Origin of the sequence: Schaalia odontolytica (assembly GCF_024584435.1) — a bacterium.
Lineage (GTDB): Bacteria > Actinomycetota > Actinomycetes > Actinomycetales > Actinomycetaceae > Pauljensenia.
The window spans coordinates 293,779-319,138 of record NZ_CP102197.1 but is presented as its reverse complement, the minus strand read 5'-3'; the positions used below and the strand labels follow the sequence as shown (position 1 = coordinate 319,138).

The window sequence follows — 25,360 nt, the reverse complement described above, 5'->3', positions numbered from 1 at the left end:
TCGGGTTAACGTGCGCATAGAGCCGTCCTGGGCCCACCCATCGGGTTAACGTGCACAATGAGCGGCCCCAGGCACCACCAATCGGGCAGACACCGTCGTCCGCCGGGTCACGATCCCGCAGTCTGTGTAGGATCGTCACCTGCCAACCCATCCCCCGATCCCTCCGTAGCACCGCGCACGGCCCGTCGCCTGCCATCCGCCACGCGTCCCTTCGGACAGCAACAGCAACGCTCGCCCACATGCAACGACGCAGGCAGCGCTGTCCCGAGCGGGACTACACAAAGAGCCCCGGCCTCGTCCCACGGGGATAGGGGACGAGGCCGGGGCTGGCTAGGCAGGAGGGCGCGGAGCGCTTACTCCTTGACGGCGCCGGCGGTCAAGCCGGACACAATGTACTTCTGCAGGTACTGGAAGAGCAGGATCACGGGGATCGCCGCGATCACGGAACCCGCGGCGAAGATGCCCCACGGCGCGGTACGCGCGTCGGCTGCCCACATGTACATGCCAACGGCCAGCGTGAACTGGCTCTGATCCTGCAGGACCACGCGTGCGATGACGAAGTCACCGAGCGAGGAGATGAAGCTCAGCAGGCCAACGACCGCCAGCACGGGGCGAACCAGAGGCATGATGATCGTCCAGAAGGTCTGCGCGTGGGTCGCGCCGTCGATCATGGCGGCCTCGTCCAGCGAGCGCGGGATCGAGTTGAAGAAGCCGTAGAGCAGGAACGTGTTCGAGCCCAGGGCGCCACCGAGATAGACGCAGATCAGGCCGAGCTTGGAGTTCAGGCCGAGGACCGGGAAGATGTCCTGAATGCCCAGGAGCAGCAGGAACAGGGCGACGAAGGCCAGCATCTGCGGGAACATCTGGACCAGCAGCAGGCCGGTCAGGGTCGCGCGGCGGCCCTTGAAGCGGAAGCGGCTGAAAGCGTAGGCTGCGGCAGCACCCATGAGCACCGTGCCGACCGCCGTCACGGAGGACACGATCAAGGAGTTGAGAATCCACGACCAGTACATGGCGTACTTGCCACTCCCCAGGGCCCCGTAGTTCTCCAGGGAAATGTTGGAGAACAGCGAGTTCGAGCCGGTCAGCGTCGCGCCCGGGTTCAGGGACACGGACAGGACGTAGAGCAGCGGGACAATACAGTAGACAATCGTCAGGATCGCGACGATGTGACGCCATCCCACCTCCGCCCACCAGCGGGCACCCTTGAGGGTGGTTCCGTCGTTCTTCTTGGAAACGGTTGCAGCGCTCATCACAGCTCCTCAAGGGTCTTCGTCTGGCGGAAACCAAGCCACGCGATCACGCCCACGACAATGAAGATGACGATGGACATGGCCGAGGCGAGGCCATAGTTCGGCGAACCGGAGTCAATGGCGATCTTGTACACCATCGAGATTAGGATGTCCGACTCACCGACGGGCACCGAAAGGCCCGGGTAGTTCGGACCGCCACCGGTCAGCATGTAGATGAGCGAGAAGTTGTTGAAGTTGAAGGCGAAGGAGGCGATCAGCAGGGGGACCGTGGACTGCAGCACGAGCGGCAGCTTGATGGACCACACGGTGCGCAGGCCCGAGGCGCCGTCGATCTTGGCCGCCTCTTCGATGTCGCCCGGCAGGGACTGCAGGGCACCGAGGCACACGAGGAACATGTAGGGGAAGCCCAGCCACAGGTTCACGCCGAGGATCGAGAGCTTGGCAAGCAGGCCATTTTCAAGCCACGGAATATGCGCGCCGCCAAGGAAGACCTGATTGATGAAGCCGAAGTCCGAATTGAGCATGCCCTTCCAGACCAGGGTGGCCAAGAACGCCGGGAAGGCGTAGGGCAGGATCATGAGGGACTGATAGATCTTGCGGCCCTTGATGCGCTTGTCGGAGAAGACGAGCGCCAGGATCAGGCCCAGGGCGAAGGTGGAAAGCACGGAGGCGGCCGCGAAGACGAAGGACCAGACGAGGGCCTTCAGGAAGGGGCCACCCAGGTCGTTGCTGGTCACCATGTTCATGTAGTTGCTGAAGCCAACGAAGACCCGCCAGCCGGGAGTCAGCTCGTTGCCGTCGGCATCGACGAACACGCCGGTCTTGTTGTTGGCCGTGTAGACCGTGCCCGTGGCGGAGTCGGTGAGCGTGTCGGCCTGGGCGTCGTAGCTGTAGGCCGACTTGGCCAGGTAGGCGGAGGCGCCGTCGTCGGTCTTGTAGTAGCCGTCATTCGGGTCGGACGAGACGGGAACGGTCAGCCCGGCGACATCCTTCTGACGCTTGAGGATGTCCGCGATTTGAAGAACCTTGTACCCCTCGACCTCGGAGATCATGCCGGCGGAAACGGTGCCCTTGACCTCGCGCAGCGGCGTATCGACGGTGCCTTCCTTCAGGGTACCGGTGGCCGGGTCGGAGATGACGAGGCCAAGGCCAGAGCCGTCCTCGACGACCGCAGCCGTCACATTGACGGCGCCGGGGGCGCGCTGTTCGGACGCCTTCAGGATCGCGGAGATCGCGTCTTCCTTGGTCGAGTTGTGTCCCTGCCCATAGTTCGTGAAGGACACGTAACCCGTGTACCCCATGACGAAGACCTGATAGATCAGCAGGAACACCATGCCGGGAACCAGGTACTTCGCCGGAATCATCCGCTTAGAGAAGTAGATCCAGTTGACGACAAGAAGCAGCGCAGCAAGAACCACCAGGACGATCCAGGACTTCACCATGTAGGCGGTGAAGACGCCGTAGAGTCCCAGTGCGTCAATCAGCATCATGAGGATGAGCTTGACGAAGAAACCACGCTTGGTCACATCATTTGCATGAGAGGTCGTGCGCCCCTCTTTTTTCTTTTCCGCAGCCTTCACTGGCTCAGCCATCGTGTCCTCCACACGTGCTCGTTTGCGCGTCATTGCGCCTTCATTATCCCCCCGGTTGGCGGGATAGGTGGCACCGTGGGTGCCGTGCGCCGCGACGCGGCGCTGCTGTTAGACGGCCTTGCGCCCGCCCGCCGCGTGGGAGGCGGGCGGGCGCAAGGCGGGTGCACACCAGAGGTGAGCGGTGCCGGGCGACTAGCGTCCGGCGAGGACGATCACTTGGAGGCGATCGCGTTGTTGATGTTCGTGATCATCGTCGACCAACCCTCGGCGGGCGCCTCGGAGCCAGTGACGATGTTGGCCTCGGTCTGGCCCCAGAAGTTCCACACGGAACCCATCGCGGGGATCGCCGGTGCGAGAGCGCCTGCCTCTGCGACCTTCGAGAAGTCCTTGATGTCCTGGTCCTCCGACGCGGCGGCGACTGAGGGCATGGCGGAAGCGCGGCCACCGAGCTTCTGCATCTCGGTCTGAGCCTCGGGGGTGGCCATGTAGTTGAAGAACTGCTTGGCGGCGACCGGGTTGGCGGACTTGGCGCTCTGGTAGAACATCTGGACGCCAACGAAGGGCTGCGCGGCCTGCGAGCCGGCGGCGGGGACGGGCAGGACGGAGACATCCTTGCCTGCCGCACGGAAGGCGGACACGTTCCACGGACCGGTCACCATGTAGGGAACCTGGTCATCGAGGAAGGCCTGCTTAGCGATGTCCGCGGTGATGGAGGGGGAGACAATACCCGCGTCGCCCTGAGCCTTGAGCCAGTTGGCGAAGTCGGTGCCGCCGGAGCCGCCCATGGCCAGCTCGGAGGTGTACTCGCCGCTCGCGTTGGTGTTGAAGACGGGGGCGCCGAAGGAGGTCTGGAAGGCGTAGAAGTGGTAGGGGTCGCCCTCGGTGCCCATCTGGATAACGAAGGGGTACTGCTTGCCGGCGGCCTTGCCCGAGGAGATCATGTCGTCGTACGTCTTAGGCTCGTCCTTGGTCAGGGCGTTGTTGCGCACCAGGGCGACGGACTCGACGGCGTAGGGCACGCCGTAGGTCTGGCCGTTGTAGGTGACGGCCTTGACGGCGACGTCGGCAAACTTGGACTTGGCTTCGCCCAGGTCAACGGGGGCGACCACGCCGTTCGAGACAAGAGCACCCAGCTTATCGTGGGCCATGACGATCAGGTCGGGGCCGTTACCGGTGGGGACCTGCGTGGTGAACTCCTGATCCATGTCGGACTCGGACTTCTGAACGACATCCACCTTCACGCCGGTGGAGCTGGTGAAGTCCTGGGCGATCGTCTCGACCTGGGAGAAGCGGGTATCGTCCGCCCAGATCGTCAGGGTCGCGGCCGCCTCACCGCGGGAGTCGTCGGTGGAGGAAGAGGACGGAGAAGGGTTCGTTCCGTTGTTGCAGGCGGCCAGGGCGGTAGCCGCCGCGATGACGCCGAGTGCTGCGATGCCACGTCGCATTATTACTCCTGTGTTGGTCGGGCCGGTCGCCTCCATCAGCGACCCGCTACATGTGCCACTGTAAACGCCGTATTTTGTTTCTGCAACAATTTTCCGAATTGTGTGCAAGCTGTTACATTTGAATGGATCGTTCGCGCGACAACCCGAAGGAGAGCTGAGTCGATGACGAAGAATCGCACGAGCATGGCGGATATTGCGTCCCACGCCGGCGTATCGACCGCAACAGTGTCGCGCGTGTTCAACGGCGTCGGCCAGGTCTCGGCCGAGACCCGCCGCCGAGTCCTGACGGCGATCGACGAGCTGGGGTACGACCGTCCCGCCCCCGAGGGTGCTCCGGACACCCCGACGATTGGGATCATCGTGCCCGAGCTGACCAATCCGATCTTTGCTTCCTTCACCCACCACATCCAGGAGGAGGTGTCCCGGGCCGGAGGCATCTGCCTGATCTGCTCGCAGACCCCCGGGGCAACCTCCGAGTTCGATTACCTCAGCTCTCTTGTCGAGCGCAAGATTGACGGTCTCATCTTCGTCTCGGGCAGGCACGCGGATCTGTTGGCCGACCTGAGCCCCTACGCAAACCTTGCCGAGCGCGGTATCCCCTTCGTCACCATCAACGGGGCGCGCCCCGAGGTGCCCGCTCCCGACTTTTCCACCGGAGACGCCCTCGGAATCCGCGCGGCCGTCACTCACCTGCTCGAGCTCGGGCATTCGCGCATGGCGCTGCTCTCGGGACGCACGCACATCGTTCCCGCGCTCCGCAAGGCCGAGGCCTTCACCCAGATCATGGCGGAGATGCTCGGGGACCACTGTCCCATCATCGAGGAGACCTTCTATACGTACGAGGCGGCGGCGGCGCGCACCCACGCCCTCATTGAACGTGGCGTGAGTGCCATCATCGCCGGGTCGGATCTGCAGGCCCTGGGCGCGATCCGCACGATCTCGTCGGCTGGCTTGTCGGTGCCCGACGACATCTCGGTGATCGGCTTCGACGATTCCTTCCTGATGAGCCACCTCAACCCGGCGCTGACGACCATTCACCAGCCGGTGCAGTCCATCGTGACCTCGGCGGTTCGCAGCCTCTTCGAGGCGTTGGCCACAACGACACACCTCGCGACCCATGCCGACTACGTGTTTTCCCCCGACCTGATCGTGCGTGGTTCAACCGCTCGCGCCCGCTAGTTGGCGCCACTGCCACCTCCGAACGCGGCGTGACAGAACCCGGCGCGCCCAACGTTCCTCGCGGGGAGGGATTCACCACCCGAGAATGACTTGACAAAGATTCTCGATCGGAAAGAGAATGATTCTCATGTCGAAGAGAATCCTTGCCGCCGCCTGCGCGGCCGCCACAGCGCTCGCCCTATCCGCGTGCTCCTCCCCCGCCCAGTCAGGATCCGGTTCCAATGCCGCCAAGGACGGCACCCTGGCCGTCATGGCGTCCTTCTACCCGCTGAAGTACCTCACCGAGAAGGTCGGCGGCCAGCACGTCTCCGTCACTTCACTGACTCCCGATGGCGCGGAGCCGCACGACCTTGAGCTCTCGCCGAAGATGGTCAACGCGCTGTCCTCGTCCGACGCGGTCGTCTACCTCGCCGGATTCCAGAGCGCGGTTGACGAAGCCATCGAGCAGCAGGGCCCCAAGACCGTCATTGATGTCTCCTCAGCCGCCCAGCTGATTGACGCGGGCGCGGACGCCAACCACCCTGCAGAAGAGGAGGAAGGCGAGGAGGCTCAGTCCGGACATGATCACGAGGGTCACGAGGGGCATGATCACGAGGGTCACGATCACGACATGACCGCCGACCCCCACTTCTGGCTCGACCCTGTCCGCATGGCGCAGGCCGCGACCCTGGTGGGAGACAAGCTCGCCGAGGCTGACTCCGCCCACGCGGACGAGTACAAGGCCAACGCACAGGCCCTCGCTCAGGAGATGAACGCCCTCGGGAACACCCTCGTGGAGAAAACCTCCTCGTGCTCGGTCACGACGTTCGTCACCGCCCACACCGCCTTCGGCTACCTGGCCGACCGGGCGCACCTGACGCAGGTCGGGATCTCAGGGCTGGATCCGGACTCCTCTCCCTCCCAGGCCCGCCTGGCCGAAATCGCCCAGATCGCCAAGGACCGGGGCGTGACCACGATCTTCACCGAGGCCCTCATCGACCCGAAGGTCGCCCAGACACTGGCCGACGACCTGGGGATCGAGACCGCGGTCCTGGACCCGATCGAGTCCCAAACCGATGCCTCCAAGGACTACGCCGCGACGATGAACGACAACATCAACGCGCTCACGAAAGCACTCAACTGCCAGTGACAACAAGCGACACTGACGCCACGGCGGGCACCTCCACCACGGGGGAGCTCGCCGTCGTGCGTCTGCAGAATCTTCACGTGGCATGGGACACGGACCTGATCCTGCACGGGATCACGATCGACATCCCGGCCGGACAGGCGGTCGCGATCACGGGATCCAACGGGTCGGGCAAGTCGACCACCGTCAAGGCACTCCTAGGCAACGCGCCCATCACGAGCGGGGACGCGCTCCTCTTCGGCCACTCCATCTCCTCTCGGCGGCGCGTGCCGTGGAGGAAGATCGGCTACGTCCCTCAGCGCGTCTCCTCGGGCGGCGCCGTAAGCGCCAGCGCCATCGAGGTCGTCTCCTCGGGCCTGCTCGGCCCCACCCGCCTGTGGCACCTGCCCGGCGACACGGCCAGGGCGATGGAGGCGCTCAAGCGGGTGGGCATGGCACACCGCGCGCGTTCCGCGGTGAACATCCTGTCGGGTGGGCAGGCCCAGCGCGTCCTCATCGCTCGCGCTCTCGTGCGCAATCCGAGCCTGCTCATCATGGACGAGCCGATGGCCGGAATCGACGCCGCCTCCCGCCAGCGCCTGGCTTCCATCGTTGCCGACGCCAAGGCGAAGGGAACCACGATCCTCGTCGTGCTGCACGAGCTCAGCGAACTCGGCCCCCTCCTCGACCGCGAACTACAGATCAGCGCCGGACACGTCTCCTACGACGGGCCCCCTCACATCGCCGACGACCACGAGCGCCACCACGACGGCGAGCACTGCCACCTTCCGGCAGGCACCCCGTTGGATCGGGCAGACGCCGGCCTCGTCGGCGGGATCTGGAGGGGAACCCGTGATTGACGCACTGACCACCCTGCTCTCCTCCCCCATGATGCAGCGCTCCCTCCTGGCGGCGATCATCGTGGGCGTGACGGCACCGATCATCGGAACCTACCTCGTGCATCGCAGGCTCGCCATGCTGGGGGACGGCATCGGCCACATCTCCCTCACCGGCGTCGCTCTCGGGTGGCTCCTTGGCGCGGTCGCGAACGTCACCCCTGCCAACTCCTGGGCGATCCCAGGGGCAATCGTCGTGTCTGTCCTCGGCGCCGTTGCCATCGAACTCGTCCGGCAGAGCGGTCGAACCTCCGGGGACACTGCCCTGGCCATGCTCTTCTACGGGGGCATCGCCGGCGGCGTCCTTCTCATCGGCTTGGCCGGAGGAACCTCGGCCCAGCTCAACTCTTACCTCTTTGGTTCGATCTCGACCGTGCGGTGGAGCGACATCTCGCTCATCTCGATCCTCGGCGTCGCGATCATCGCGTTGGGCCTCGGCCTGGCGCCCGCACTCTTCTCGGTGACGAACGACGAGGACTTCGCCAGGTCGACCGGCCTACCCGTGCGTGCGCTCTCACTCCTCATCGCGATCCTGTCAGCCCTCACCGTCGCGGTCGCGATGAGGGTCGTCGGGTCCCTCCTGGTGAGCGCCCTCATGGTCATTCCCGTCGCGATCGCTCAGCTGGGCGCCAGGTCCTTCCGTTCCACGATGGGCATCGCGATGGCCCTGGGCGTCATAATCTGCACATGCGGACTTTCCCTGACGTACTTCGTCGACCTGTCCCCCGGTGCGACCATCGTCGTCGGCGCGATCGGCCTCTACGCCGTGGCCTTCACCGTCAGGGCGGTCCTCGATCGGGTTCGACGCGTTCAGCGACTGCGCCAGGCGCGCGCCCACAACCAGCACCCGGAGCATTCCGCTCCGTGACTCGACCGCAGGAGGCGAAGAACCTATGCAACGGATGACCAAGCAACGTCAGGCGGTCCTGGACGAACTCGCTCGTGTCAGCGACTTTCGCAGCGCCCAGCAGATTTTCGAGGACCTGCACGTCCAGGGACAGCGTGTCGGGCTGGCGACGGTCTACCGGTCACTCCAGGGCCTGTCCGAGGACGGCCGGGTGGATACGCTGCGCTCCGCCGATGGGGAGACGCTCTACCGCTCGTGCGTCACGCCCCGCCACCACCATCACCTGGTGTGTCGGGAGTGCGGATTCACGAAGGAGTTTGAGCCCTCGCAGATGGAGTCCTGGGTTGACGCGGTGGCCACGGCCAGCGGATTCACCGAGGTGGAACACTCCTTCGAGCTCTTCGGTCTGTGCTCCTCGTGCCGCAACGGGGCCAAGCGGCGCTAGGGGCGAGGGCGGCGAACGAAAGGCCGCCGATGCCACCCACAGCTAGATTAGGGTAGGCTTTGTGATGTTCGTCCACTTCTGGGGAGTTTCATGTTTGCCGCGCATATCGAGTCCATCGTTCCGCCGTTTGCCCGCGAAGGCATCTGGCTCTTCGTCTTTCTCTTCTTCGTCGTTCTCTCACGCGCCCAAATGACCTACTGGCTCGGACGCGGCGCGGCTTCCGGGGCGTTGCGGGCGACCGGGCGCGGCGGCCTGGTCGGGGCCATCGCCCGGTGGTTCAACGGCCCCGTCCCTCGCAAGGGGGCGACGCTGCTGGATCGTTGGGGTCTCATCATCATTCCCCTGTGCTTCCTGACGGTGGGCGTGCAGACGGCGGTCAACGCCGGCGCCGGCCTGGTGCGCATGCGCTGGACCACCTACACGATCGCCATGATCCCCGGATGCGTGCTGTGGGCGATCCTCTACGGTCTCGGAATGCTCGCGGTCTTCGCCGCGGCGGTCCGCGCGATAGCCGGATCCCCGTGGGGGTGGGCGGGGCTCCTCCTCGTCGCCCTCATCGCGGCCATGATCATCTATGGGCGCCGCAGGCGGCGAGGCACACAGGCCGCACCCCAGAAGAAGAACGCCTAGGCTTGGGCTACCCGGTCGACGGCGCCACCGAAGCGCCGCTCGCGCCCGGCGAATTCCTCCAGACACCCCCACAGTTCCTCGCGATCAAAGGCCGGCCAGGGGGTGTCGACGAACATCATTTCAGCGTAGGCCATCTGCCACAGAAGGTAGTTGGAGATGCGCTGCTCCCCCGAGGTACGAATCATCAGGTCGACATCGGGGACATCGGGCAGATAGAGGTGACGCGCGAGGGTCTTTTCGGTCACGCCACGCGGGCTGAGCCGACCGGCGGCCACGCCCTCGGCAATGGAGCGAGCAGCGTCAGCCAGCTCGGCTCGCCCCCCGTAGTTCACGCACATGATGAGGTCGAGCGTGGAGCAGTGCGAGGTGGCGCGGTCGGCTTTCTCGAGGGCATTGATGACGCTTCTCCAGAGCCTGGGACGCCGCCCACTCCACCTGACGTGAACTCCCCACTGGGCGAGCTGATCCGTTCTCCTGGCGAGCACGTCGGAGGCGTAGTTCATGATGAAGGAGACTTCGGCGGGCGAGCGCTTCCAGTTTTCTGTCGAAAACGTGTAGACGCTCAGGTAGCGCACGCCGGCATCGATCGCTCCGGCGATCGTGTCCATGAGGGCGTACTCCCCCGCACGGTGCCCCTCGGTTCGACCGAGGCCCCGGCCGTTGGCCCATCTGCCATTTCCGTCCATGATGAGGGCGACGTGGGCGGGCACCTCGCCGCGGCGGAAGTCGGGCGCGCTGCGGTGCCACTGGCCCGGTCCGAGCAGCGGCGCCGCGGGGTCGGCGGGGGCGCGGTCAACGGGGGTGAGTCGAGTCTTCGTCATGAGCGGCTCCTGTCGATGACGCTGAGTGAGCGCAGGCGACGCTCCAGGTGCCATTGAGTGTACGACGAGATGAGGCCCGAGGCCTCGGCGCGCGCGTAGGACTCGCACCCGTCCGCCCGCGCCCAGTCTCCGCTGAGAAGCTGGCCGAGCAAGGCAACCGTGTCCGGGGCGGGCGAGGAGGCGCCGGGCGGACGACAGGTGTCGCACACCGTGCCGCCATCGGGGATGGAGAAGGACCCGTGCGGTCCTTTGCTGCCGCAGATCGCACAGTCGAAGCACGAGGGCGCCCAACCCGCCAGGGCGAGGGCTCGCAGCGTGTAGGAGGTGCGAATCAGGGTCGGGTCGTGCCGGGAGCGCGCCAGCGCGTTGAGAGCCCCCAGGAGCAGGAGGTACTGCGAGTGCGTGCCATCGGTGGCATCGGTCGTGAGGCGCTCTGCGGTCTCGACGATGACGGTGGCAGCCAGGTAGAGGTCGTAGTTGGCGGCGATGGCGTCGCCGTATTGGGCGATCGAGGCGACCTGCGTGAGGGTATCCAGGGTTCGTCCGCGGTGGAGCTGCGCGTCGATGACGGAGAAGGGCTCGACTCGGGCACCGAACTTGGAGGTCGTGCGCCGCACCCCTTTCGCGACCGAGCGAACCTGGCCGTGTTCGGCGGTGAGCAGGGTGATGATGCGATCCGCCTCACCCAGTTTGTGGGTGCGCAGGACGATCGCCTCGTCACGATAGGACTTCATCACGCAGCCATTGTGTCACGGCAGCGTGGCGCGGGCGCCCGCCGTCACCCCCGTGCGCTCGGCGCGAAATCGCCTGTGAAAGGGGGTGTCGTGTCCACCGACAAGCATTACCGCGCACGGCGTCACGAAAGTATGAGAAACTGACAGCGTGGTCGAGAGCACACACAAAGAACAGAATTCAACTAGATAGTTTTCTCGTAACTTATTATAGTTTACTCACAACCATTGAAGGAAGGATACAGATGGCACCCCCGATTGACGCCCGTGAAAAGCTTGGCACGGCACTGCGCCAGGCACTCACACAGACGCCCCTGTCAAAGATCTCTGTCAGCGCGCTGACACGCTCAGCAGGGGTCACCCGTCAAGCATTCTATTACCACTTCAGCTCCCTCAATGATCTCAACGCCTGGGTGTTCCGCGAGGAGATCACATCGCGACTGACCGCCAGTTCGGACAACTGGCTCGACGCGGTGGAGGCGACGATGATGTGGATCCACAACCATCGCGACGAGGCCTCCGCGGCGATGAAGACCATCGAGTCGAACGACCTGTGGGCATTCTTCGCCTCGAAGATCCAGGAGCAGATCGAGCCCCGGCTGCCGTCCTCGGCCTCGGCCACGGCGCGCGACGTGGTCGCCCAGCACTTCGCGCTCGCCGCGACCGCGCACATTGCCCAGTGGATGCTCTCCGGGCTGGAGGTTAACCCTTCGCTCGCAATCGCACGCATGAAGATCCTCATGACCGACCAGACCGGACCGGCACTGGCTCGGATCACCAAGTAGCGCACTCCCACCAACCGCGCTCAGGCACACACGCCGACTTCAACCCCGGCCTCGCTCCACGCGGGCCGGGGTTTCGCCGCCCCTAGGCGACCGCGGCGTTGTCACAAATCAGCTCTCGGGCGTCCGACCGATTCGCAGCCCACCCAACGCCACCGCCGCGCGATGTCGCGCCCATTACACTCAGACTGGATGCGTGTGAGGTTCGCCGCGTTATACAATTGTCTAGTTCTGCCTACGGGCAGGATTTCGCGGTTCCGCGTTCTGGCATGTATAGTTCGCCGAAACAAGTCTGTGCTGTCGACGAGGATCTCCCATGGCCCACACCGATGCGAAAACAAGATTTGCTCTCGCCCTGCGTGACGCGCTGAAGACCGTGCCCCTCTCAAAGGTGACGGTCTCCGGTCTCACGCGCGCCGCCGGCGTGACCCGTCAGGCCTTCTACTACCATTTCTCCGACATCCGCGACCTGACCGCGTGGGTCTTCAAACGCGAGGTCGCCGACCAGATCGTCGCTCACTCGACGCCCGAGAACTGGTCCGATGGGCTGTTGTCGATGCTCGTGTGGATGCAGGCACACCCCCAGGAGACCAGATCCGTGGTGTCGTCGCTGACGATGGACGAGCTCCAGGTCTTCCTCCACCGCCAGCTGCGGTCCGTCATGGAGCCTATCGTCGCCCATCACAGCGAGGGGCTGGACGTCAGCGAGGAAGACCGAGCGTTCGTCACCGACCACTTCACCCTCTCGGTTCTCGGCCACGTCTGCCAGTGGCTGGCAACCGGCATGAGCGCGGACCCGTTCCTCCTCACCGAGAGGATTTCGCGCGTCCTTCGTGGTCAGGTGCGCCGCGCCCTCACCCTCTTCGCCGAGGATCCGAGCTCCTCGGCTCCGCGCGGCTAGGCGCGCCCCGGCCTCGTTGAGGCGCGAGGCCGGGGCAGCCCAGGCTTCTGTCGGCTCCCCGCCCGCTCAGCGCAGGGCGCGGTTGACCGCAGAGATGACGGCCTTGTACGAGGCGCGGGTGATCGACGGGTCGATGCCCACTCCCCACACGATCTGCCCCTCCACGGCGGCCTCCACGTATGCGGCGGCGCGAGCGTCGCGCCCCTGGCTCATCGCGTGCTCGGCGTAGTCCAGGATGCGCACGTCCAGATCGAATTCGTGCAGGGCAGACACGAAGGCATCGATCGGTCCCGTCCCCGTGGCCTGCACCTTGATGGGCTGACCGGAATCGATGAGGGTCGCCTCGAGAGCGACGTTCTCCTCGTCCTTCGAGGTCACCTGGGAGGCACGCATTTCGAAGCGCCCCCACGCCTCCAGGCCGGGGGCGGCGCTGGTCGGCAGGTACTCGTCGGCAAAGATCTGCCACAGGGTGGCCGCGTTGATCTCGCCACCGTAGGTGTCCGTGTGACGCTGCACGATGCGAGAGAACTCCACCTGCAGTCGGCGTGGCAGCTCCAGCGCGTGCGCCGTCGACATCAGGTAGGCGACGCCCCCCTTGCCGGACTGCGAGTTCACGCGCACCACGGCCTCGTAGGAGCGGCCCACGTCGTGCGGATCAATCGGCAGGTAGGGAAGCTCCCAGATCACCGCATTCTCGTCACCCCCGGCGGCGTCGACGGCGCTCTTGCGGGCGGCAAAGCCCTTCTTGATCGCGTCCTGGTGCGAGCCCGAGAAGCTCGTGTAGACGAGGTCTCCGACGTAGGGGGCTCGCGGCGAGGTCTCCATCTGCGTGCAATACTCCACCGTGCGGCGGATCGCATCCACGTCCGAGAAGTCGATGCCCGGATCGATGCCCTGGCTAAAGAGGTTCAGGCCCAGCGTCACCAGGTCCACGTTGCCGGTGCGCTCGCCCTGCCCCAGCAGACAGCCCTCGATCCGATCCGCGCCGGCCAGGAGCGCCAGCTCGGCGGTGGCCACGCCCGTTCCCCGATCGTTGTGCGGGTGGACGCTGAGCGCCACGTACTCACGGCGGCTCAGGTTCCGGCTCATCCACTCAATCTGGTCGGCAAACACGTTCGGGGTCGAGCGCTCCACCGTGGAGGGCAGATTCAGGACGATCTCCCGGCCCTCGCCCGGCTCCCACACGTCCATGACCGACTCGCACACCTCGAGGGCGAAGTCCAGCTCGGTATCGACGAAGATCTCCGGAGAGTACTCAAAGCCGAAGATCGTCTCGTCCCCGAGGCGCTTCTCCGCCTGAGCAATCACCTCGCGCGCGCCCGCCTGGGCGAGTTCAACCGTCTGGGCCTTGTCCGCGTGGAACACCACCTGCCGGAACACCGGAGCGGTCGCGTTGTAGAGGTGAACCGTGGCGCGCGGGAAGCCGACCATGGCCTCGAGCGTGCGCTCGATGAGCTCCGGACGCGACTGGGTGAGGACGGAGATCGTCACGTCGTCGGGGACGGCGTCGTCCTCAATGAGCGAGCGCACGAAGTCGTAGTCCGTCTGCGATGCCGCGGGGAAGCCGATCTCGATCTCCTTGTAGCCCAGGCCCACGAGCAGGTCGAACATGCGGCGCTTGCGGGCCGGATCCATCGGCTCAATGAGCGCCTGGTTCCCGTCGCGCAGGTCGGTGGACATCCAGCGCGGCGCCTTCGTGATGCGCTTGGAGGGCCACTGACGATCCGGCAGGTCAATGGGATTCGTCTCCAGGAACGCCCGGTACTTGCCGACGGGCATGGGTGAGCCGGAAGGAACGGGAACGCGGGATGTAGTCTTCACGCTGTGTAGTCTATCGGCGCTCTATCGCCGGAGGGGCGGAGCTGCGCATGCTGGACGTGAGATGCGGCGCGCTCCCCCGGCCAGCACTGCCAAAGAAAAATGCGCAAAAATGTGTACACCCCCGCCTTCATATGTCATGATAACTGGGTCCAATGTCCCACTCACTGACGCGCGGAGCAGCCATGACTTCTCTCTTGTTAGCCCAATCCTTTACCCCGTCGACAACCGCAGTCGCGGGCAACGTCTTCCTCACCGCCGTCGTGGGGCTTCTTCCCCTCGTCGTCTTCTTCGTCCTCATGGGCGTCTTCAAGGTGGCGACCCACTGGTGCTCGATCATCGCTCTCGTGCTCTCGCTCATCATCGCGGTCTTCGCCTTTCACATGCCCATCGACCTGGCACTGCTGGCGGGCACGCAGGGCGCCGCGATGGGATTCATGCCGATCATCTACATCATCATTGCCGCGGTGTGGCTGTACAACCTCACCGAGAAGTCGGGACGCAGCGCCGACCTGAAGGCCGTCTTTAACGCGATCGGGCGGGGCGACCAGCGCGCTCAGGCGCTCATCGTCGCTTTCTGCTTCTGCGGCCTGCTTGAGGGGCTGGCGGGCTTCGGAGCCCCCGTCGCCATCACCTGCGCGATGCTGGTCACCCTGGGCGTGTCGAAGATCAAGGCGGCCGTCGTCACGGTCGTCGGCAACGCTATCAACGTCGGCTTCGGTGCGATGGCGATCCCCACGACCACCGCCGGCAAGCTCGGCGGCGCCGAGGCAACGGAGGTGGCCGCCAACATGGGGCACCTGACCTGGGTCTTCTGCCTCTTCATTCCCTTCCTCATGCTCTTCATCCTGGATGGTGGCCGAGGCGTCCGTCAGCTGTGGCCCCTCGGTCTCGTCGCGGGCACGGCCGCCGGCGTAGGACACTTCTTCACCCCCGCGATCTCCTACGAGCTGACCGCCGTCGTCGCCTCCCTGCTCGGATTCGCCGCCTGCTACGTGTTCCTGCTGCTGTGGGGCCCCACGACACCCGAGGAATGCGCAACCACGACCGATGAGTCCGACAAGCCCACGGGTGCGCGCATCGGCCTGGCACTGCTGCCCTACGTGCTCGTCGTCGTCATCATCGCGATCACCAAGCTCGCGAAGCCGATCACCGCGTTCCTGTCCTCCACGGACGTGAAGATCCCCTGGCCGGGCATCTACGGCAATCTGCTAGGCGCCGACGGTCAGCCATCGGGGGCGGCGATCTACTCGCTGCAGGTCCTGTCCAACCCCGGTACGTGGATCTTCGTCACCGGCATCATCGTGGCGATCGTGTATGGGATGAACTCTTCGGCTGGGCGCTTCCAGACCTCGGTGGGCGAGATGTTCGCCGTGCTGCCGCGCACCATCTACTCTCTGCGCATGGCGATCCTGACCATCGCCTCCGTGATGGCCCTGGCCTTCGTCATGAACTTCTCGGGTCAGACCACCTCCATCGGCGCCGCGCTGGCCACGACGGGCGCCGCGTTCGCCTTCCTCTCCCCCATCCTGGGGTGGATCGGCACCGCCGTCGCAGGCTCCGCGACCTCCGCGGGTGCCCTCTTCGCGAACCTCCAGTCCACGGCGGCCGCCGGAGCCGGCCTGGATCCGCGCATCCTCCTGGCGGCCAACACGATCGGTGGCGGCATCGGAAAGATCGTCTCCCCGCAGAACCTGGCGATTGCGGCGACCTCGGTCGATGCGGAAGGATCGGACGCGGAGATCCTCAAGAAAGCCGCTCCCTATTCGATCGGCCTGCTCCTGGTCCTGTGTGTCCTGGTGTTCGTCGCATCCCAGGGCTGGCTCGGCGCCTACATGCCGAACTGAGCAGCGCCACGCCCGCTCGGCAGGTCTCGGGAGGCGATTTGCCTCCCGAGACCTGCGCCTTGTAGGCTCCCATCAGAAGCACCGACGAAGGACACGAAAGTGGCTGACTTAAGTTTTTCCAGCGACGCCCTACGCACGGCCGCTCAATACGTGGACGAAGCGGCGACCTGCACCAAGGTGACGCCTCCTACAGGGGACGCCTGCAGCCACGTCTACGCGCAACGGGTGAGCGAGCCGATCAATGACCTCAACGCAGAAGAAGCGAGTATCCAGGACGAACTCAAGGCAATGCACTCCAGCATGTTGGAGACGCTCCAGGCGTTCGAGGCGATAGAGAATGACATCGCGAATTCACTTGCTGCTCTTATCGAGGGGTAATCTCAGATGGTCACTAAAACCGAACTGTACGCGCTTGATCTAAGACCCTTTACCGCCGCGATCGAGGAGCTTGACGGGCAGCTGCAAGCCAATCAGGACAAGCTGGACGATATCGCCCACGCCAAGGAGACAATTGCGTCGGGCATGCAGGGACAGAGTGCCCAAGCGATCATCGCCAAGCTGGACACACTCGCGCAGCGGATCAACGCTCACATGACCATGATCCAACAGACACAGGCGGCACTCACCACATATCGCACTAACAAGCAGCGGCTTCAACGCGACGTGATCGATTATGTTGATGAGGCAGAACTTGATGCATTTTGTGTGAACAACAACTGGATCGTCACCCCTTCGAATACTTTTTTGTCGGCAGTTTCTCCTGCCTACCTCGGGGCGAAGTTTATCGACGCTAGTGGACGGCAAATGATCCTGAGTATGTTGGTGTCAACTTTCGAACGGTATGACCTACAAGCGGCCACCGATTCGGGTGAATATGTCAAACCCTACACAACATCACAGGGCTTCTCAACCATCGAACCCGACCGAACCATCGAGTGGGACGACGATTTTCCATACGGGTCGAAAGCAGGCCAGGCAACTCAGGAGGACTACGACAACTGGCGCAAGTGGAAGGTCATGCAGCTAGCGGCGGCCGGGGTATTGCAACACTACGACTCAGCCGACTTCTACGGGCACTTTCGGGAAAATACGGGCACCCCCAAGACCTTTGACTACGAAAAGGCGTACAGGGACGACGCCGCAATCCGAAACTACGTCAACACGGACCTCAATGCATCACTGCAGGCTGCAAACGAGGCAGTGATGGCCGGCCAGACTGACGTGACGCTATATTCCCCTAAGCATTCAGTCCCCAATCCGGCCACCGAAAACTGGCAGAGAACCATTGGCGGCCACACGATGTACACCAACACGGCCGTCAAAGTGGAGGGGGACACCGTGACCGCGACCGTCACCGTCTACGCTCGGGATAAGTGGAATTTCAATCGGGGCGAGCATGACTCAGGTTCAGGCACGCCAGATGCTGTCAACGGGCGCTTTGAGGAGCTCGGGTGGGGCAAGAGCTTCCAAAGCAGCGGCAGTGTGACCCGCACCTACACGTGGAAGGTCGGTGAACAGCCTCCCATGCTGGATACGCAGGCTACCGAAAGCAATGAAGACCGCAAGACGAAAGACTACGAAAAGTACAAGCCATGGTGAGTTCACGACAGCTACTATCGGATGAATGGCTCGACCGTTTGTTTCCGGCGCACGGTTGTTTTCAGATCCTGGACCGGAGCATTTTCCTGCGCCCAGGGGAACTTCTGATCGGGCCTTCAGACAGGTTTTTGATTATCTGCGTGGAGGCGACCGACGAGTGGAGTAGAGTTTTCGCCGAGCATTGCATCGGTGAATACACTGGCGAGCTCCACCTGCCTGACAGTCTCGCGCACCTTATAGGCGAGACCTGGTTGACGGGACCCGACCTGCCAACATATCTGGGCCTCAGCTTTCCCGCGACCGACGTGGCGGTCTGCGGGAACTACGTGTACATCTTGTTCCCTGTCGGAGCCTGACCAATGAAGTCACACTTTCGTTTGTTTCTTCCCATGCTCGTCGTCGCGGCGCTCACCGCTGCCTGCAACCCGTTCACCCCCAAAGCCTCCGCGCCTCAATACCCGCAGGATCCCCGCTTCTCCGAGTTCGTCTTTGACTTTAACGAAGAACCAAAGGTCCAAACACGCGTCGATTCCCTCAACCTACGCTGGCCTAAGATCAACGCCACGGAAGCTCACGTCGTCGTCGAATACTCACGTTCGGGTATCGGCGTTCCCCAGACGGAACCAGAATTCTGGATCACGGCTGTCGCTACTGTCCCGGATGAGACAATCGCGCAGCTCATCAACGGCAGCATCGGCGACTCGTCCCTTCTGCCCGGGATCTACCCAGGACTGTACGAGTACGTCCCCCAGGACTGCCACTTCACGAACATTGACACCGCATTCGCCAATGATCGCCTCGGAGTAGACCTAGACGAGGCAACGAAAGGCTTCGCTCCGATCGACATCACCGGACTCGCAGCGTCAGAAGACTGCAATCTCATCGTCATAACAGCGCTCGGGCACAGTTTCACTCCCCCTTCGTATCCTGGCCAATCCCAGTAACGATTCTCCTGACCATCGCCACCATGACATGCTCTCCAGGAGCGCAGTGGTAACTCCCCCGGCCTCGTTGACGAAAGTACCGAAGACTTCACCTAAAGAAACACATGAAGACCCCTCTTAAGCTCCTTGCATCTACGCTCGCCGTCGCGGCGCTCACCGCTGCCTGCAACCCGTTCACCCCCAAGAACACACCGAGGGCCACCCCGACTCAGTACCCGCAGGACCCACGCTTCGCCGAGTTCACGTACGAGACCGATGACGAGCTGAAGGTACAGGAGCGTGTCGACTCATTCAACGAGCGTATGCCCGGACTGGGGGCGGCCGACGGGCACGTTATCACGGCACATTTCCGGGATGGCGCCGACCGGGAGCCGACGCCGGACCGCCAATTCTGGCTGACCGGTGTCGCCGAGGTCCCCGACACGACGATCGCCATGTTCGTAGATGACAACATCGGAGGATCTTCGTTGTTGCCCGGCATCCACCCTCTCTTGTTCGAGTACGTACCTGAGGAATGCTCTTTCACGACCGTTGATCCGGCCGTTGCAAACAAGGTCCTCGGCACCGATCCGGACGCCATCTATTCGGACTGGGGATCATTCGAGATCCGCGAGTTTGCTGTCTCCGCGCAGTGCAATCTCATTATCGTCACCGGCGATGGCCTCAACGCCTAGCACACCAACGCTCAGGACACTCATGAAACCCACTCTCAAGCTTCTCGCCCCAGCTCTCGCGGTTATCGCTCTGGTATCCGCTTGTCTTCCGTCGGCCTCCTCTGGGCGTTCGTCCAGCCACAAAACTACACTCAGCCCATCGAAGCTGGACCCTCGATTCGCTGAGTTCCGGTACACCTTCACGGAAAAACCGGAAATTCAAGAGCGCGTCGATATTCTCAACAAGCAATGGCTCAACCTGGATGCGACGGAGGCTCACCTCACCCTCGCGTTTTCCCGCACTGGCTTCTTTGAACTCAACAACGAACCCGAATTTTGGATGAGTGGCGTCGCGACCATCTCTGATGAAGCAACCACGATGCTCCTCAACAAGACGAACGACAACAGAACCCTGCTGCCAGGCATCTACCCGGGCCTTTACGAGTACGTTCCTAAAGACTGCACCTTCAGCAACATTGATCTCGAACACGCGAACAAAACTCTCCAGCGCCCCCAATTTTCACACGCAACCGTGCCCACAATTGATCCGATGATCATCCAGGATCTCGCCGTGACACAGGACTGCCATTTGATGGTCATTACCGCCCTCGGCCACCGCGGCAGCTGATTGCCACTCCTCCCCAGGCTCCGTCAATGACAGCCGAACGATCAGCCGTAGGAAAACATGAAACTCACTGTTAAGACCATCGTACCGCTGCTCGTGGTCGCGGCGCTCACCGCTGCCTGCAACCCGTTCACCCCCAAGGACACACCGAGGGCCACGCCGACTCAATACCCGCAGGATCCCCGCTTCTCTGAATTTGTCTTCGAGAGCGACGAAGAGCCGACCGTCAAGGCCCGGACGGACTCCGTGAACGTGCGTTGGCCGAACATGGAGGCGAGCGAAGCGCACGTCGTCCTCGAGTATTCCCCGGCACTTACCTTTATCCCCGCACAGGACCCCGAATTCTGGCTCACCGCTGTTGCCACCGTTCCCGACGAGACGGTGCAGCTCCTAACGGAGGGGACAACCACCGACACACTCCTACCCAGCATCTATCCCGATCTCTACGAGTACGTCCCCCAGGACTGCCAGTTCACCACCATCGACCCGAAGTTTGCGGACAATGCCCTCGCACCGGATAAGGAGAAGATCCCACGCGACTTCGGTCCCATGAACCTCGAGGCGCTGGCTATGTCCGAAGATTGCCACCTTCTCGTGTTGACCGCCATCGGCCACTCCTAAGCGCCACGGTGCTTCGCCTCATCCTCTAGGCCCACCCCAGCCTCGTTGATGAACGTATCGAAGACTTCACACCTAAGGAAACACACGAAGCCCACTCTTCAACTCCTCGCACCCGCGCCCGCCGTCGCGGCGCTCGCGTCGGCATGCACCCCGTTTGCCCCAAGCCTCCGTGCCTCAATAGCCGCCCAACGCACGACATCGCAATCTGACCGGGTGGTGGGAGTCGCTTGCTCCAGCCTCCCGGCGCGAGTAGCCTGGCACATATAACCTCACTGAAGGAGAGCAACCGTGCCATACTTACGCTTCTCAAGCGACGAGGTTGAGCGGGCGGCAGCCAGCCTCGACCAGGGAGCACATTCCAGCGTCACGATCTCGCAGCCGGGTGGGGACCCCTGCTGCCGCGAGTACGTCAGCAGGCTGACCGCCTCGATCACGACGCTGAACAATGACGACCAGAAGCTGGACCAAGACATCGACAAGACGCAGAAGGACCTGCGGGAAACGATCAGGGTCTACGAGACGACGCAGGGCGACATTGCGCGGGCAATCGCCGAACTCCAACGTTCCCAGGGGGATTCATGATCACCAAGAGCCAGCTTCTGTCCATGGACCTGTCGTCGCTTCGCACCGTGCAAAGCGAATTGCGCCAGTCCCAGAGCAACAACCAGGCCAGGCGCAGCGGGGTCAACGAGGCCAGGGGCCACGTCCAGGCGGGATGGCAGGGCGACACCTCGCAGCAGCCGATCGCCCGGTTGCAGCGGCTCGACCAGCAAATCACTGACCACATCAACGACATTATTTCGGTCGACCAGGCCATCGACACCTACTGCTCGAACAAGGAGAACCTCCAGCGCACGGTCATCAGCTACCTGGAACTCATTGCGTCCGAGAGGTTCTTCATGGTCACAGAGGACTGGCACGTCATAGTCAGTCCGGTTGTCGGACTCATGGGCGGTCCGAACCTAGGCCCGAACGCGGCCAGGCACCAGAACAACCTGCAGGTGTACGTGGAGGCATTCATGGACTACGACCACCAGGCCCCCATCGGCGACCTGTAGCCAACCGGGCGGGGCTTCCCCCACGCCTCGTCCATCTGCGAGGCAGCGGAGGGTCCGGGCATGCCAGGCACCACCGAAAAACGAAAAACGAAAACACACTCTGAGCTAAGTCGCTCCCCGAAAGTCCCAAAACGCTCGGCGAGGGGCGATTTTTCACCGATCGCCTCCGCGGACTTTCCCGCGGAAAATAGCGGATAGGCCAACCTCGCAAGTGTTGTCCAGACAATATCGGTCGCTGGGACCTCCGGCCCAGCCATACCCTGAGTTGGACAGCACCTACGAGGAAGGATCCCCCGTGCGCATCGCTCTCTTTTCCACCTGTCTAGCAGACGTCATGTTCCCCCAGGCAGCGCAAGCCACCGTGACCCTGCTTGAGCGCCTCGGCCACGAAGTCGTGTTCCCCGAAGACCAGGTCTGCTGCGGCCAGATGCACGCCAACACCGGCTACTTCGAAGACGCAGCCAAGATCACCCGCAACCACGTCAAGGCCTTCGAACCCGTCCTGGACGGACAGTGGGACGCCATCGTCGTCCCCTCCGGTTCCTGCACCGGCGCAGCTCGCCACGAGCAGAAGATTGTCGCCGAACACGTGGGCGATGAGCAGCTGGCCAAGCAGTCCCAGCGCATCGCCCAGCACACCTATGACCTGACGGAACTCATCACCGACGTCCTGGGCCTCGAAGACGTGGGCGCATACTTCCCCCACACCGTCACCTACCACCCGACCTGCCACTCCCTGCGCATCGCCAAGGTCGGCGACCGCCCCTACCGCCTGCTGCGCAACGTCGAGGGCCTGACCCTCATCGACCTGCCCGACGCCGAGGTCTGCTGCGGTTTCGGCGGCACCTTCTCCATGAAGAACTCCGAGACCTCCACCTCGATGCTCGCGGACAAGGTCACCAACGTCATGTCCACGCGCGCCGAGGTCCTCGTCATGGGCGACTACTCCTGCCTCATGCACGTGGGCGGGGGCCTCTCCCGCCTCAACTCCGGCATCCGCCCCATGCACCTCGCCGAAATCCTGGCCTCCACCAAGGACCAGCCCTTCGAGGGCAACATTTCCTTCGCACCCGAAAGCGCACAGGTGATCTGACATGACCGAAACGTTCATCGGAATGCCCTCCGCCCCCGACTCACACACCGGCGGCTGGCGCACCACCGTCACCATCCCCGAAGACACCCTCCGCTGGGGCCCCTCCTTCCCCGAGGGCGCACACAAGACCCTGGCCAACACCCAGATGCGCCGCAACCTCGGACACGCGACGCGCACGATTCGCACCAAGCGCGGACAGCGAGTCGCCGAGATGCCGGACTGGGAGGACCTGCGCAACGCTGCCGAGGCCGTCAAGTTCGAAGTCGAGTCCCGCATGCCCGAACTCCTCGAGGAGTTCGAGCGCAACGTCACCGCCCGCGGTGGCATCGTCCACTGGGCGCGCGACAAGCACGAGGCCAACCGCATCGTCGCGGACATCATCAAGTCCAAGGGCGTCGACGAGGTCGTCAAGGTCAAGTCCATGGCCACCCAGGAGACCAACCTCAACGAGTACCTCAAGGCTCAGGGCATCAACGCCCGCGAGACGGACCTCGCCGAGATGATCGTCCAGCTCGCCGACGACATGCCCAGCCACATCGTCGTCCCGGCGATCCACCGCAACCGCTCCGAGGTTCGCGGCATCTTCCTCGATCGCATGGAGGACGCACCGCGCGACCTCTCCGACGACCCCACCGAGCTCACGGGCGCCGCCCGCGCGCACCTGCGCAAGAAGTTCCTGCACGCCAAGGTCGCCGTCTCCGGGACCAACATGGGCATCGCGGAAACCGGAACCGTCTCCATCTTCGAGTCCGAGGGCAACGGCCGCATGTGCTTGACCCTGCCCGACACGCTCATCACCCTGATGGGCATCGAGAAGCTGGTCCCCCGCTTCCAGGACGTGGAGATCTTCTCCCAGCTGCTGCCCCGCTCCGCCACCGGCGAGCGCATGAACCCCTACACGTCCATGTGGACGGGCGTCACCCCGGGCGACGGCCCCCAGGAGTTCCACCTGATCCTCATGGACAACGGGCGCACCAAGGTCCTCGCCGACCCGATCGGCCGCCAGGCCCTGGCCTGCATCCGCTGCGGCTCGTGCATGAACATCTGCCCGGTGTACCAGCACACCTCGGGTCACGCCTACGGCTCCGTCTACCCGGGCCCCATCGGCGCGATCCTCACCCCGCAGCTCACCCAGGGCCTGGACGAGAAGGATCCGGTGCACACCCTGCCTTTCGCGTCCTCCCTGTGCGGCGCCTGCGGCGAGGTCTGCCCCGTCAAGATCGACATTCCGACCATCCTCATCCACATGCGCGCCCGCACGGTTGACGTCAAGCGCAACATCGTGCCGGACGTGTGGGACCTGGCGATGGGCGTGACCACACCGATGATGTCCAACGCGAAGCTGTGGAAGGCCGCGGGCAAGCCCGCCAAGGCCACCCGGCTCTTCGCGAAGAAGGGGTCGATCGGGGCGCTGCCCTTCCCGGCCTCGCTGTGGACGCGCGCACGCGACCTGCCCGTCGCCCCCAAGGAGACGTTCCGCGAGTGGTGGAAGCGCACGCACGCGGACTCCGATGCGAACGCTCCGCGCACGGACGCGCCCGCCACGGGCATCCCGCTCGCCTCCGAGCACGGCATGACCACCAGCACGACCCCCGAGGAGGCGTGACATGAGCAAGATCACGATGGACGCGAAGACCGCGATCCTAGCGCGCGCCCGCGACGCCATTTCCCGTTCCCAGCAGGGCCGCCCCGTGCGTCCCATTCCCCGCGACTATATCCGCTCCACCGAGCACGCTCCGGGCTCGGATGCCGTCGTGGAAGAGATGATCGAGAAGCTTGAGGACTACTCCGCGCAGGTCGTCGTAGTCTCCAGCGAGGACGAGGCTGCCGACGCCATCTCTTCGTTCCTGGTCGATCAGAAGGCGACCTCGGTCGTCGTCCCCACCGGCCTGGACGAGGCCTTCAAGAAGGCGGCCGCCCGCGAGGGCAGGACGGTGCGCGAAGACAGTCGCGAGAAGGCCATCCCCACCCTGGAGCTGGACGAGATCGACGCCGTGGTCACCCGCAGCCGCGTCGCAATCTCCATTTCGGGAACGATCGTCCTGGATGGCGAGCCGGACCAGGGGCGCCGCGCCATCTCCCTGGTGCCCGACACACACGTCGTCGTCCTCAGGCGTGAGGACATCGTGCCCACGGTCCCTCAGGCGGTCGATATCCTCGGCAAGAACCCGACGCGCCCCATGACGTGGATCGCCGGTGGTTCTGCGACCTCCGACATCGAGCTCGTCCGTGTCAACGGCGTGCACGGCCCCCGCTTCCTGCGGGTCGTCATCGTCAAGTGAGCGTTTCGCTCTGACAACACTTGTGCCCGGCTGCCATTGCGCAGCCGGGCGCTCGTTTTGTCCCGAAGACCTCAGCGCAGGTAGCGGCCCGCCGCCGAGGCCTCGCCAACTGGGCCCTACGGGTGGCGCCGTGCGCCCCTCTATGCGCAGCCCGGCGCCACGACGGGTTGCACCCCGAACCACTCAATGCGCA

At 64.0% G+C, this 25,360-nt stretch carries 26 protein-coding genes; 20 read left to right on the top strand and 6 right to left on the bottom strand.

Annotated elements, in window-relative coordinates; genetic code table 11:
- Positions 1–353 precede the first annotated feature (353 nt).
- The 3 genes from NQK35_RS01390 to NQK35_RS01380 form a co-directional block, all read right to left on the bottom strand.
- Positions 354–1,253 carry a sugar ABC transporter permease gene (locus tag NQK35_RS01390; protein ID WP_009212113.1) on the bottom strand — a complete coding sequence of 300 codons (900 nt, stop codon included), beginning with the start codon at positions 1,251–1,253 and terminating at the stop codon, positions 354–356.
- The gene (locus NQK35_RS01385; RefSeq protein ID WP_034232028.1) at positions 1,253–2,845 is read right to left on the bottom strand and encodes an ABC transporter permease subunit; all 1,593 of its coding nucleotides are present in this window, start codon (positions 2,843–2,845) and stop codon (positions 1,253–1,255) included. Before NQK35_RS01385 ends, NQK35_RS01390 begins: the two co-directional genes overlap by 1 nt.
- Before the next feature lie 212 nt (positions 2,846–3,057).
- The gene (locus NQK35_RS01380) at positions 3,058–4,290 is read right to left on the bottom strand and encodes a sugar ABC transporter substrate-binding protein (RefSeq protein ID WP_257114338.1); all 1,233 of its coding nucleotides are present in this window, start codon (positions 4,288–4,290) and stop codon (positions 3,058–3,060) included.
- A 162-nt stretch (positions 4,291–4,452) separates the two neighbouring features.
- Here NQK35_RS01380 and NQK35_RS01375 point away from each other — a divergent pair, with 162 nt between their 5' ends.
- The 6 genes from NQK35_RS01375 to NQK35_RS01350 all read left to right on the top strand — a co-directional run bounded on the left by NQK35_RS01375 (position 4,453) and on the right by NQK35_RS01350 (position 9,392).
- Positions 4,453–5,469, top strand: a complete 1,017-nt coding sequence (locus NQK35_RS01375) for a LacI family DNA-binding transcriptional regulator (RefSeq protein WP_257114337.1) — start codon at positions 4,453–4,455, stop codon at positions 5,467–5,469.
- A 118-nt stretch (positions 5,470–5,587) separates the two neighbouring features.
- Positions 5,588–6,598: a metal ABC transporter substrate-binding protein gene (locus NQK35_RS01370; RefSeq protein ID WP_257114336.1), complete on the top strand. Its 1,011-nt coding sequence runs from the start codon at positions 5,588–5,590 to the stop codon at positions 6,596–6,598.
- Positions 6,595–7,434 (top strand): metal ABC transporter ATP-binding protein, encoded by an 840-nt coding sequence (locus NQK35_RS01365; RefSeq protein ID WP_257114335.1) that lies wholly within the window; start codon positions 6,595–6,597, stop codon positions 7,432–7,434. Before NQK35_RS01370 ends, NQK35_RS01365 begins: the two co-directional genes overlap by 4 nt.
- Positions 7,427–8,338 (top strand): metal ABC transporter permease, encoded by a 912-nt coding sequence (locus NQK35_RS01360; protein WP_257114334.1) that lies wholly within the window; start codon positions 7,427–7,429, stop codon positions 8,336–8,338. The genes NQK35_RS01365 and NQK35_RS01360 overlap by 8 nt, the downstream gene beginning before the upstream one ends.
- Before the next feature lie 25 nt (positions 8,339–8,363).
- The gene (locus NQK35_RS01355; protein WP_009212120.1) at positions 8,364–8,762 is read left to right on the top strand and encodes a Fur family transcriptional regulator; all 399 of its coding nucleotides are present in this window, start codon (positions 8,364–8,366) and stop codon (positions 8,760–8,762) included.
- A 90-nt stretch (positions 8,763–8,852) separates the two neighbouring features.
- Positions 8,853–9,392 (top strand): hypothetical protein, encoded by a 540-nt coding sequence (locus tag NQK35_RS01350; RefSeq protein ID WP_009212121.1) that lies wholly within the window; start codon positions 8,853–8,855, stop codon positions 9,390–9,392.
- Here NQK35_RS01350 and uppS read toward each other — a convergent pair.
- Both uppS and recO read right to left on the bottom strand, forming a co-directional pair.
- Positions 9,389–10,213 (bottom strand): polyprenyl diphosphate synthase, encoded by an 825-nt coding sequence (gene uppS, locus NQK35_RS01345; RefSeq protein ID WP_009212122.1) that lies wholly within the window; start codon positions 10,211–10,213, stop codon positions 9,389–9,391. The two genes, NQK35_RS01350 and uppS, sit on opposite strands and share 4 nt — an antisense overlap.
- Positions 10,210–10,947 (bottom strand): DNA repair protein RecO, encoded by a 738-nt coding sequence (recO, locus tag NQK35_RS01340; protein WP_009212123.1) that lies wholly within the window; start codon positions 10,945–10,947, stop codon positions 10,210–10,212. The genes uppS and recO overlap by 4 nt, the downstream gene beginning before the upstream one ends.
- Before the next feature lie 242 nt (positions 10,948–11,189).
- Between recO and NQK35_RS01335 the strand changes: the two genes are divergently transcribed.
- Complete coding sequence (locus tag NQK35_RS01335) at positions 11,190–11,729, top strand: TetR/AcrR family transcriptional regulator (protein ID WP_009212124.1); 540 nt, start codon at positions 11,190–11,192, stop codon at positions 11,727–11,729.
- A gap of 313 nt (positions 11,730–12,042) precedes the next feature.
- Positions 12,043–12,627 (top strand): TetR/AcrR family transcriptional regulator, encoded by a 585-nt coding sequence (locus NQK35_RS01330; protein WP_048743293.1) that lies wholly within the window; start codon positions 12,043–12,045, stop codon positions 12,625–12,627.
- Between the two features lie 66 nt (positions 12,628–12,693).
- Here NQK35_RS01330 and leuA read toward each other — a convergent pair whose 3' ends face one another.
- Positions 12,694–14,448 (bottom strand): 2-isopropylmalate synthase, encoded by a 1,755-nt coding sequence (gene leuA, locus NQK35_RS01325; RefSeq protein ID WP_257114332.1) that lies wholly within the window; start codon positions 14,446–14,448, stop codon positions 12,694–12,696.
- Between the two features lie 182 nt (positions 14,449–14,630).
- On the opposite strand from leuA, the gene NQK35_RS01320 reads away from it, so the two are divergent.
- The 12 genes from NQK35_RS01320 to NQK35_RS01265 all read left to right on the top strand — a co-directional run bounded on the left by NQK35_RS01320 (position 14,631) and on the right by NQK35_RS01265 (position 25,167).
- Complete coding sequence (locus tag NQK35_RS01320; RefSeq protein ID WP_257114331.1) at positions 14,631–16,292, top strand: L-lactate permease; 1,662 nt, start codon at positions 14,631–14,633, stop codon at positions 16,290–16,292.
- A gap of 99 nt (positions 16,293–16,391) precedes the next feature.
- Positions 16,392–16,670, top strand: a complete 279-nt coding sequence (locus NQK35_RS01315; protein ID WP_048772213.1) for a hypothetical protein — start codon at positions 16,392–16,394, stop codon at positions 16,668–16,670.
- A 6-nt stretch (positions 16,671–16,676) separates the two neighbouring features.
- Positions 16,677–17,891, top strand: a complete 1,215-nt coding sequence (locus NQK35_RS01310) for a hypothetical protein (RefSeq protein WP_048772210.1) — start codon at positions 16,677–16,679, stop codon at positions 17,889–17,891.
- Between the two features lie 359 nt (positions 17,892–18,250).
- On the top strand, positions 18,251–18,835 hold the full coding sequence (locus NQK35_RS01305; protein WP_048772205.1) for a hypothetical protein: 585 nt from the start codon (positions 18,251–18,253) through the stop codon (positions 18,833–18,835).
- Positions 18,836–18,939: 104 nt separating this feature from the next.
- A complete protein-coding gene (locus NQK35_RS01300) occupies positions 18,940–19,509 on the top strand; it encodes a hypothetical protein (RefSeq protein ID WP_257114330.1) in 570 nt (189 codons plus the stop codon).
- A 22-nt stretch (positions 19,510–19,531) separates the two neighbouring features.
- Entirely contained in the window at positions 19,532–20,116 is a 585-nt protein-coding gene (locus tag NQK35_RS01295; RefSeq protein WP_257114328.1) for a hypothetical protein, read from the top strand.
- A gap of 57 nt (positions 20,117–20,173) precedes the next feature.
- Positions 20,174–20,734 (top strand): hypothetical protein, encoded by a 561-nt coding sequence (locus NQK35_RS01290; RefSeq protein ID WP_257114327.1) that lies wholly within the window; start codon positions 20,174–20,176, stop codon positions 20,732–20,734.
- 288 nt (positions 20,735–21,022) lie between these two features.
- A complete protein-coding gene (locus NQK35_RS01285) occupies positions 21,023–21,316 on the top strand; it encodes a hypothetical protein (RefSeq protein ID WP_009212134.1) in 294 nt (97 codons plus the stop codon).
- Positions 21,313–21,792, top strand: a complete 480-nt coding sequence (locus tag NQK35_RS01280) for a hypothetical protein (RefSeq protein ID WP_257114325.1) — start codon at positions 21,313–21,315, stop codon at positions 21,790–21,792. Before NQK35_RS01285 ends, NQK35_RS01280 begins: the two co-directional genes overlap by 4 nt.
- A gap of 295 nt (positions 21,793–22,087) precedes the next feature.
- Entirely contained in the window at positions 22,088–22,885 is a 798-nt protein-coding gene (locus NQK35_RS01275; RefSeq protein ID WP_034230985.1) for a (Fe-S)-binding protein, read from the top strand.
- A gap of 1 nt (position 22,886) precedes the next feature.
- Positions 22,887–24,491 carry a LutB/LldF family L-lactate oxidation iron-sulfur protein gene (locus NQK35_RS01270; protein ID WP_257114322.1) on the top strand — a complete coding sequence of 535 codons (1,605 nt, stop codon included), beginning with the start codon at positions 22,887–22,889 and terminating at the stop codon, positions 24,489–24,491.
- Position 24,492: 1 nt separating this feature from the next.
- Positions 24,493–25,167, top strand: coding sequence for a LutC/YkgG family protein (locus NQK35_RS01265; protein ID WP_009212138.1), 675 nt, complete (start codon positions 24,493–24,495; stop codon positions 25,165–25,167).
- The last annotated feature ends 193 nt before the right edge of the window (positions 25,168–25,360 follow it).

What these genes read in the sequence shown, in the direction of transcription:
- NQK35_RS01390 (WP_009212113.1), bottom strand. Translation starts at nt 1,253, where the DNA reads ATGAGCGCTGCAACCGTTTCCAAGAAGAACGACGGAACCACCCTCAAG.
- NQK35_RS01385 (WP_034232028.1), bottom strand. Translation starts at nt 2,845, where the DNA reads ATGGCTGAGCCAGTGAAGGCTGCGGAAAAGAAAAAAGAGGGGCGCACG.
- NQK35_RS01380 (WP_257114338.1), bottom strand. Translation starts at nt 4,290, where the DNA reads ATGCGACGTGGCATCGCAGCACTCGGCGTCATCGCGGCGGCTACCGCC.
- NQK35_RS01375 (WP_257114337.1), top strand. Translation starts at nt 4,453, where the DNA reads ATGACGAAGAATCGCACGAGCATGGCGGATATTGCGTCCCACGCCGGC.
- NQK35_RS01370 (WP_257114336.1), top strand. Translation starts at nt 5,588, where the DNA reads ATGATTCTCATGTCGAAGAGAATCCTTGCCGCCGCCTGCGCGGCCGCC.
- NQK35_RS01355 (WP_009212120.1), top strand. Translation starts at nt 8,364, where the DNA reads ATGCAACGGATGACCAAGCAACGTCAGGCGGTCCTGGACGAACTCGCT.
- NQK35_RS01350 (WP_009212121.1), top strand. Translation starts at nt 8,853, where the DNA reads ATGTTTGCCGCGCATATCGAGTCCATCGTTCCGCCGTTTGCCCGCGAA.
- uppS (WP_009212122.1), bottom strand. Translation starts at nt 10,213, where the DNA reads ATGACGAAGACTCGACTCACCCCCGTTGACCGCGCCCCCGCCGACCCC.
- recO (WP_009212123.1), bottom strand. Translation starts at nt 10,947, where the DNA reads ATGAAGTCCTATCGTGACGAGGCGATCGTCCTGCGCACCCACAAACTG.
- NQK35_RS01335 (WP_009212124.1), top strand. Translation starts at nt 11,190, where the DNA reads ATGGCACCCCCGATTGACGCCCGTGAAAAGCTTGGCACGGCACTGCGC.
- NQK35_RS01330 (WP_048743293.1), top strand. Translation starts at nt 12,043, where the DNA reads ATGGCCCACACCGATGCGAAAACAAGATTTGCTCTCGCCCTGCGTGAC.
- NQK35_RS01320 (WP_257114331.1), top strand. Translation starts at nt 14,631, where the DNA reads ATGACTTCTCTCTTGTTAGCCCAATCCTTTACCCCGTCGACAACCGCA.
- NQK35_RS01310 (WP_048772210.1), top strand. Translation starts at nt 16,677, where the DNA reads ATGGTCACTAAAACCGAACTGTACGCGCTTGATCTAAGACCCTTTACC.
- NQK35_RS01305 (WP_048772205.1), top strand. Translation starts at nt 18,251, where the DNA reads ATGAAGTCACACTTTCGTTTGTTTCTTCCCATGCTCGTCGTCGCGGCG.
- NQK35_RS01300 (WP_257114330.1), top strand. Translation starts at nt 18,940, where the DNA reads ATGAAGACCCCTCTTAAGCTCCTTGCATCTACGCTCGCCGTCGCGGCG.
- NQK35_RS01295 (WP_257114328.1), top strand. Translation starts at nt 19,532, where the DNA reads ATGAAACCCACTCTCAAGCTTCTCGCCCCAGCTCTCGCGGTTATCGCT.
- NQK35_RS01290 (WP_257114327.1), top strand. Translation starts at nt 20,174, where the DNA reads ATGAAACTCACTGTTAAGACCATCGTACCGCTGCTCGTGGTCGCGGCG.
- NQK35_RS01280 (WP_257114325.1), top strand. Translation starts at nt 21,313, where the DNA reads ATGATCACCAAGAGCCAGCTTCTGTCCATGGACCTGTCGTCGCTTCGC.
- NQK35_RS01270 (WP_257114322.1), top strand. Translation starts at nt 22,887, where the DNA reads ATGACCGAAACGTTCATCGGAATGCCCTCCGCCCCCGACTCACACACC.
- NQK35_RS01265 (WP_009212138.1), top strand. Translation starts at nt 24,493, where the DNA reads ATGAGCAAGATCACGATGGACGCGAAGACCGCGATCCTAGCGCGCGCC.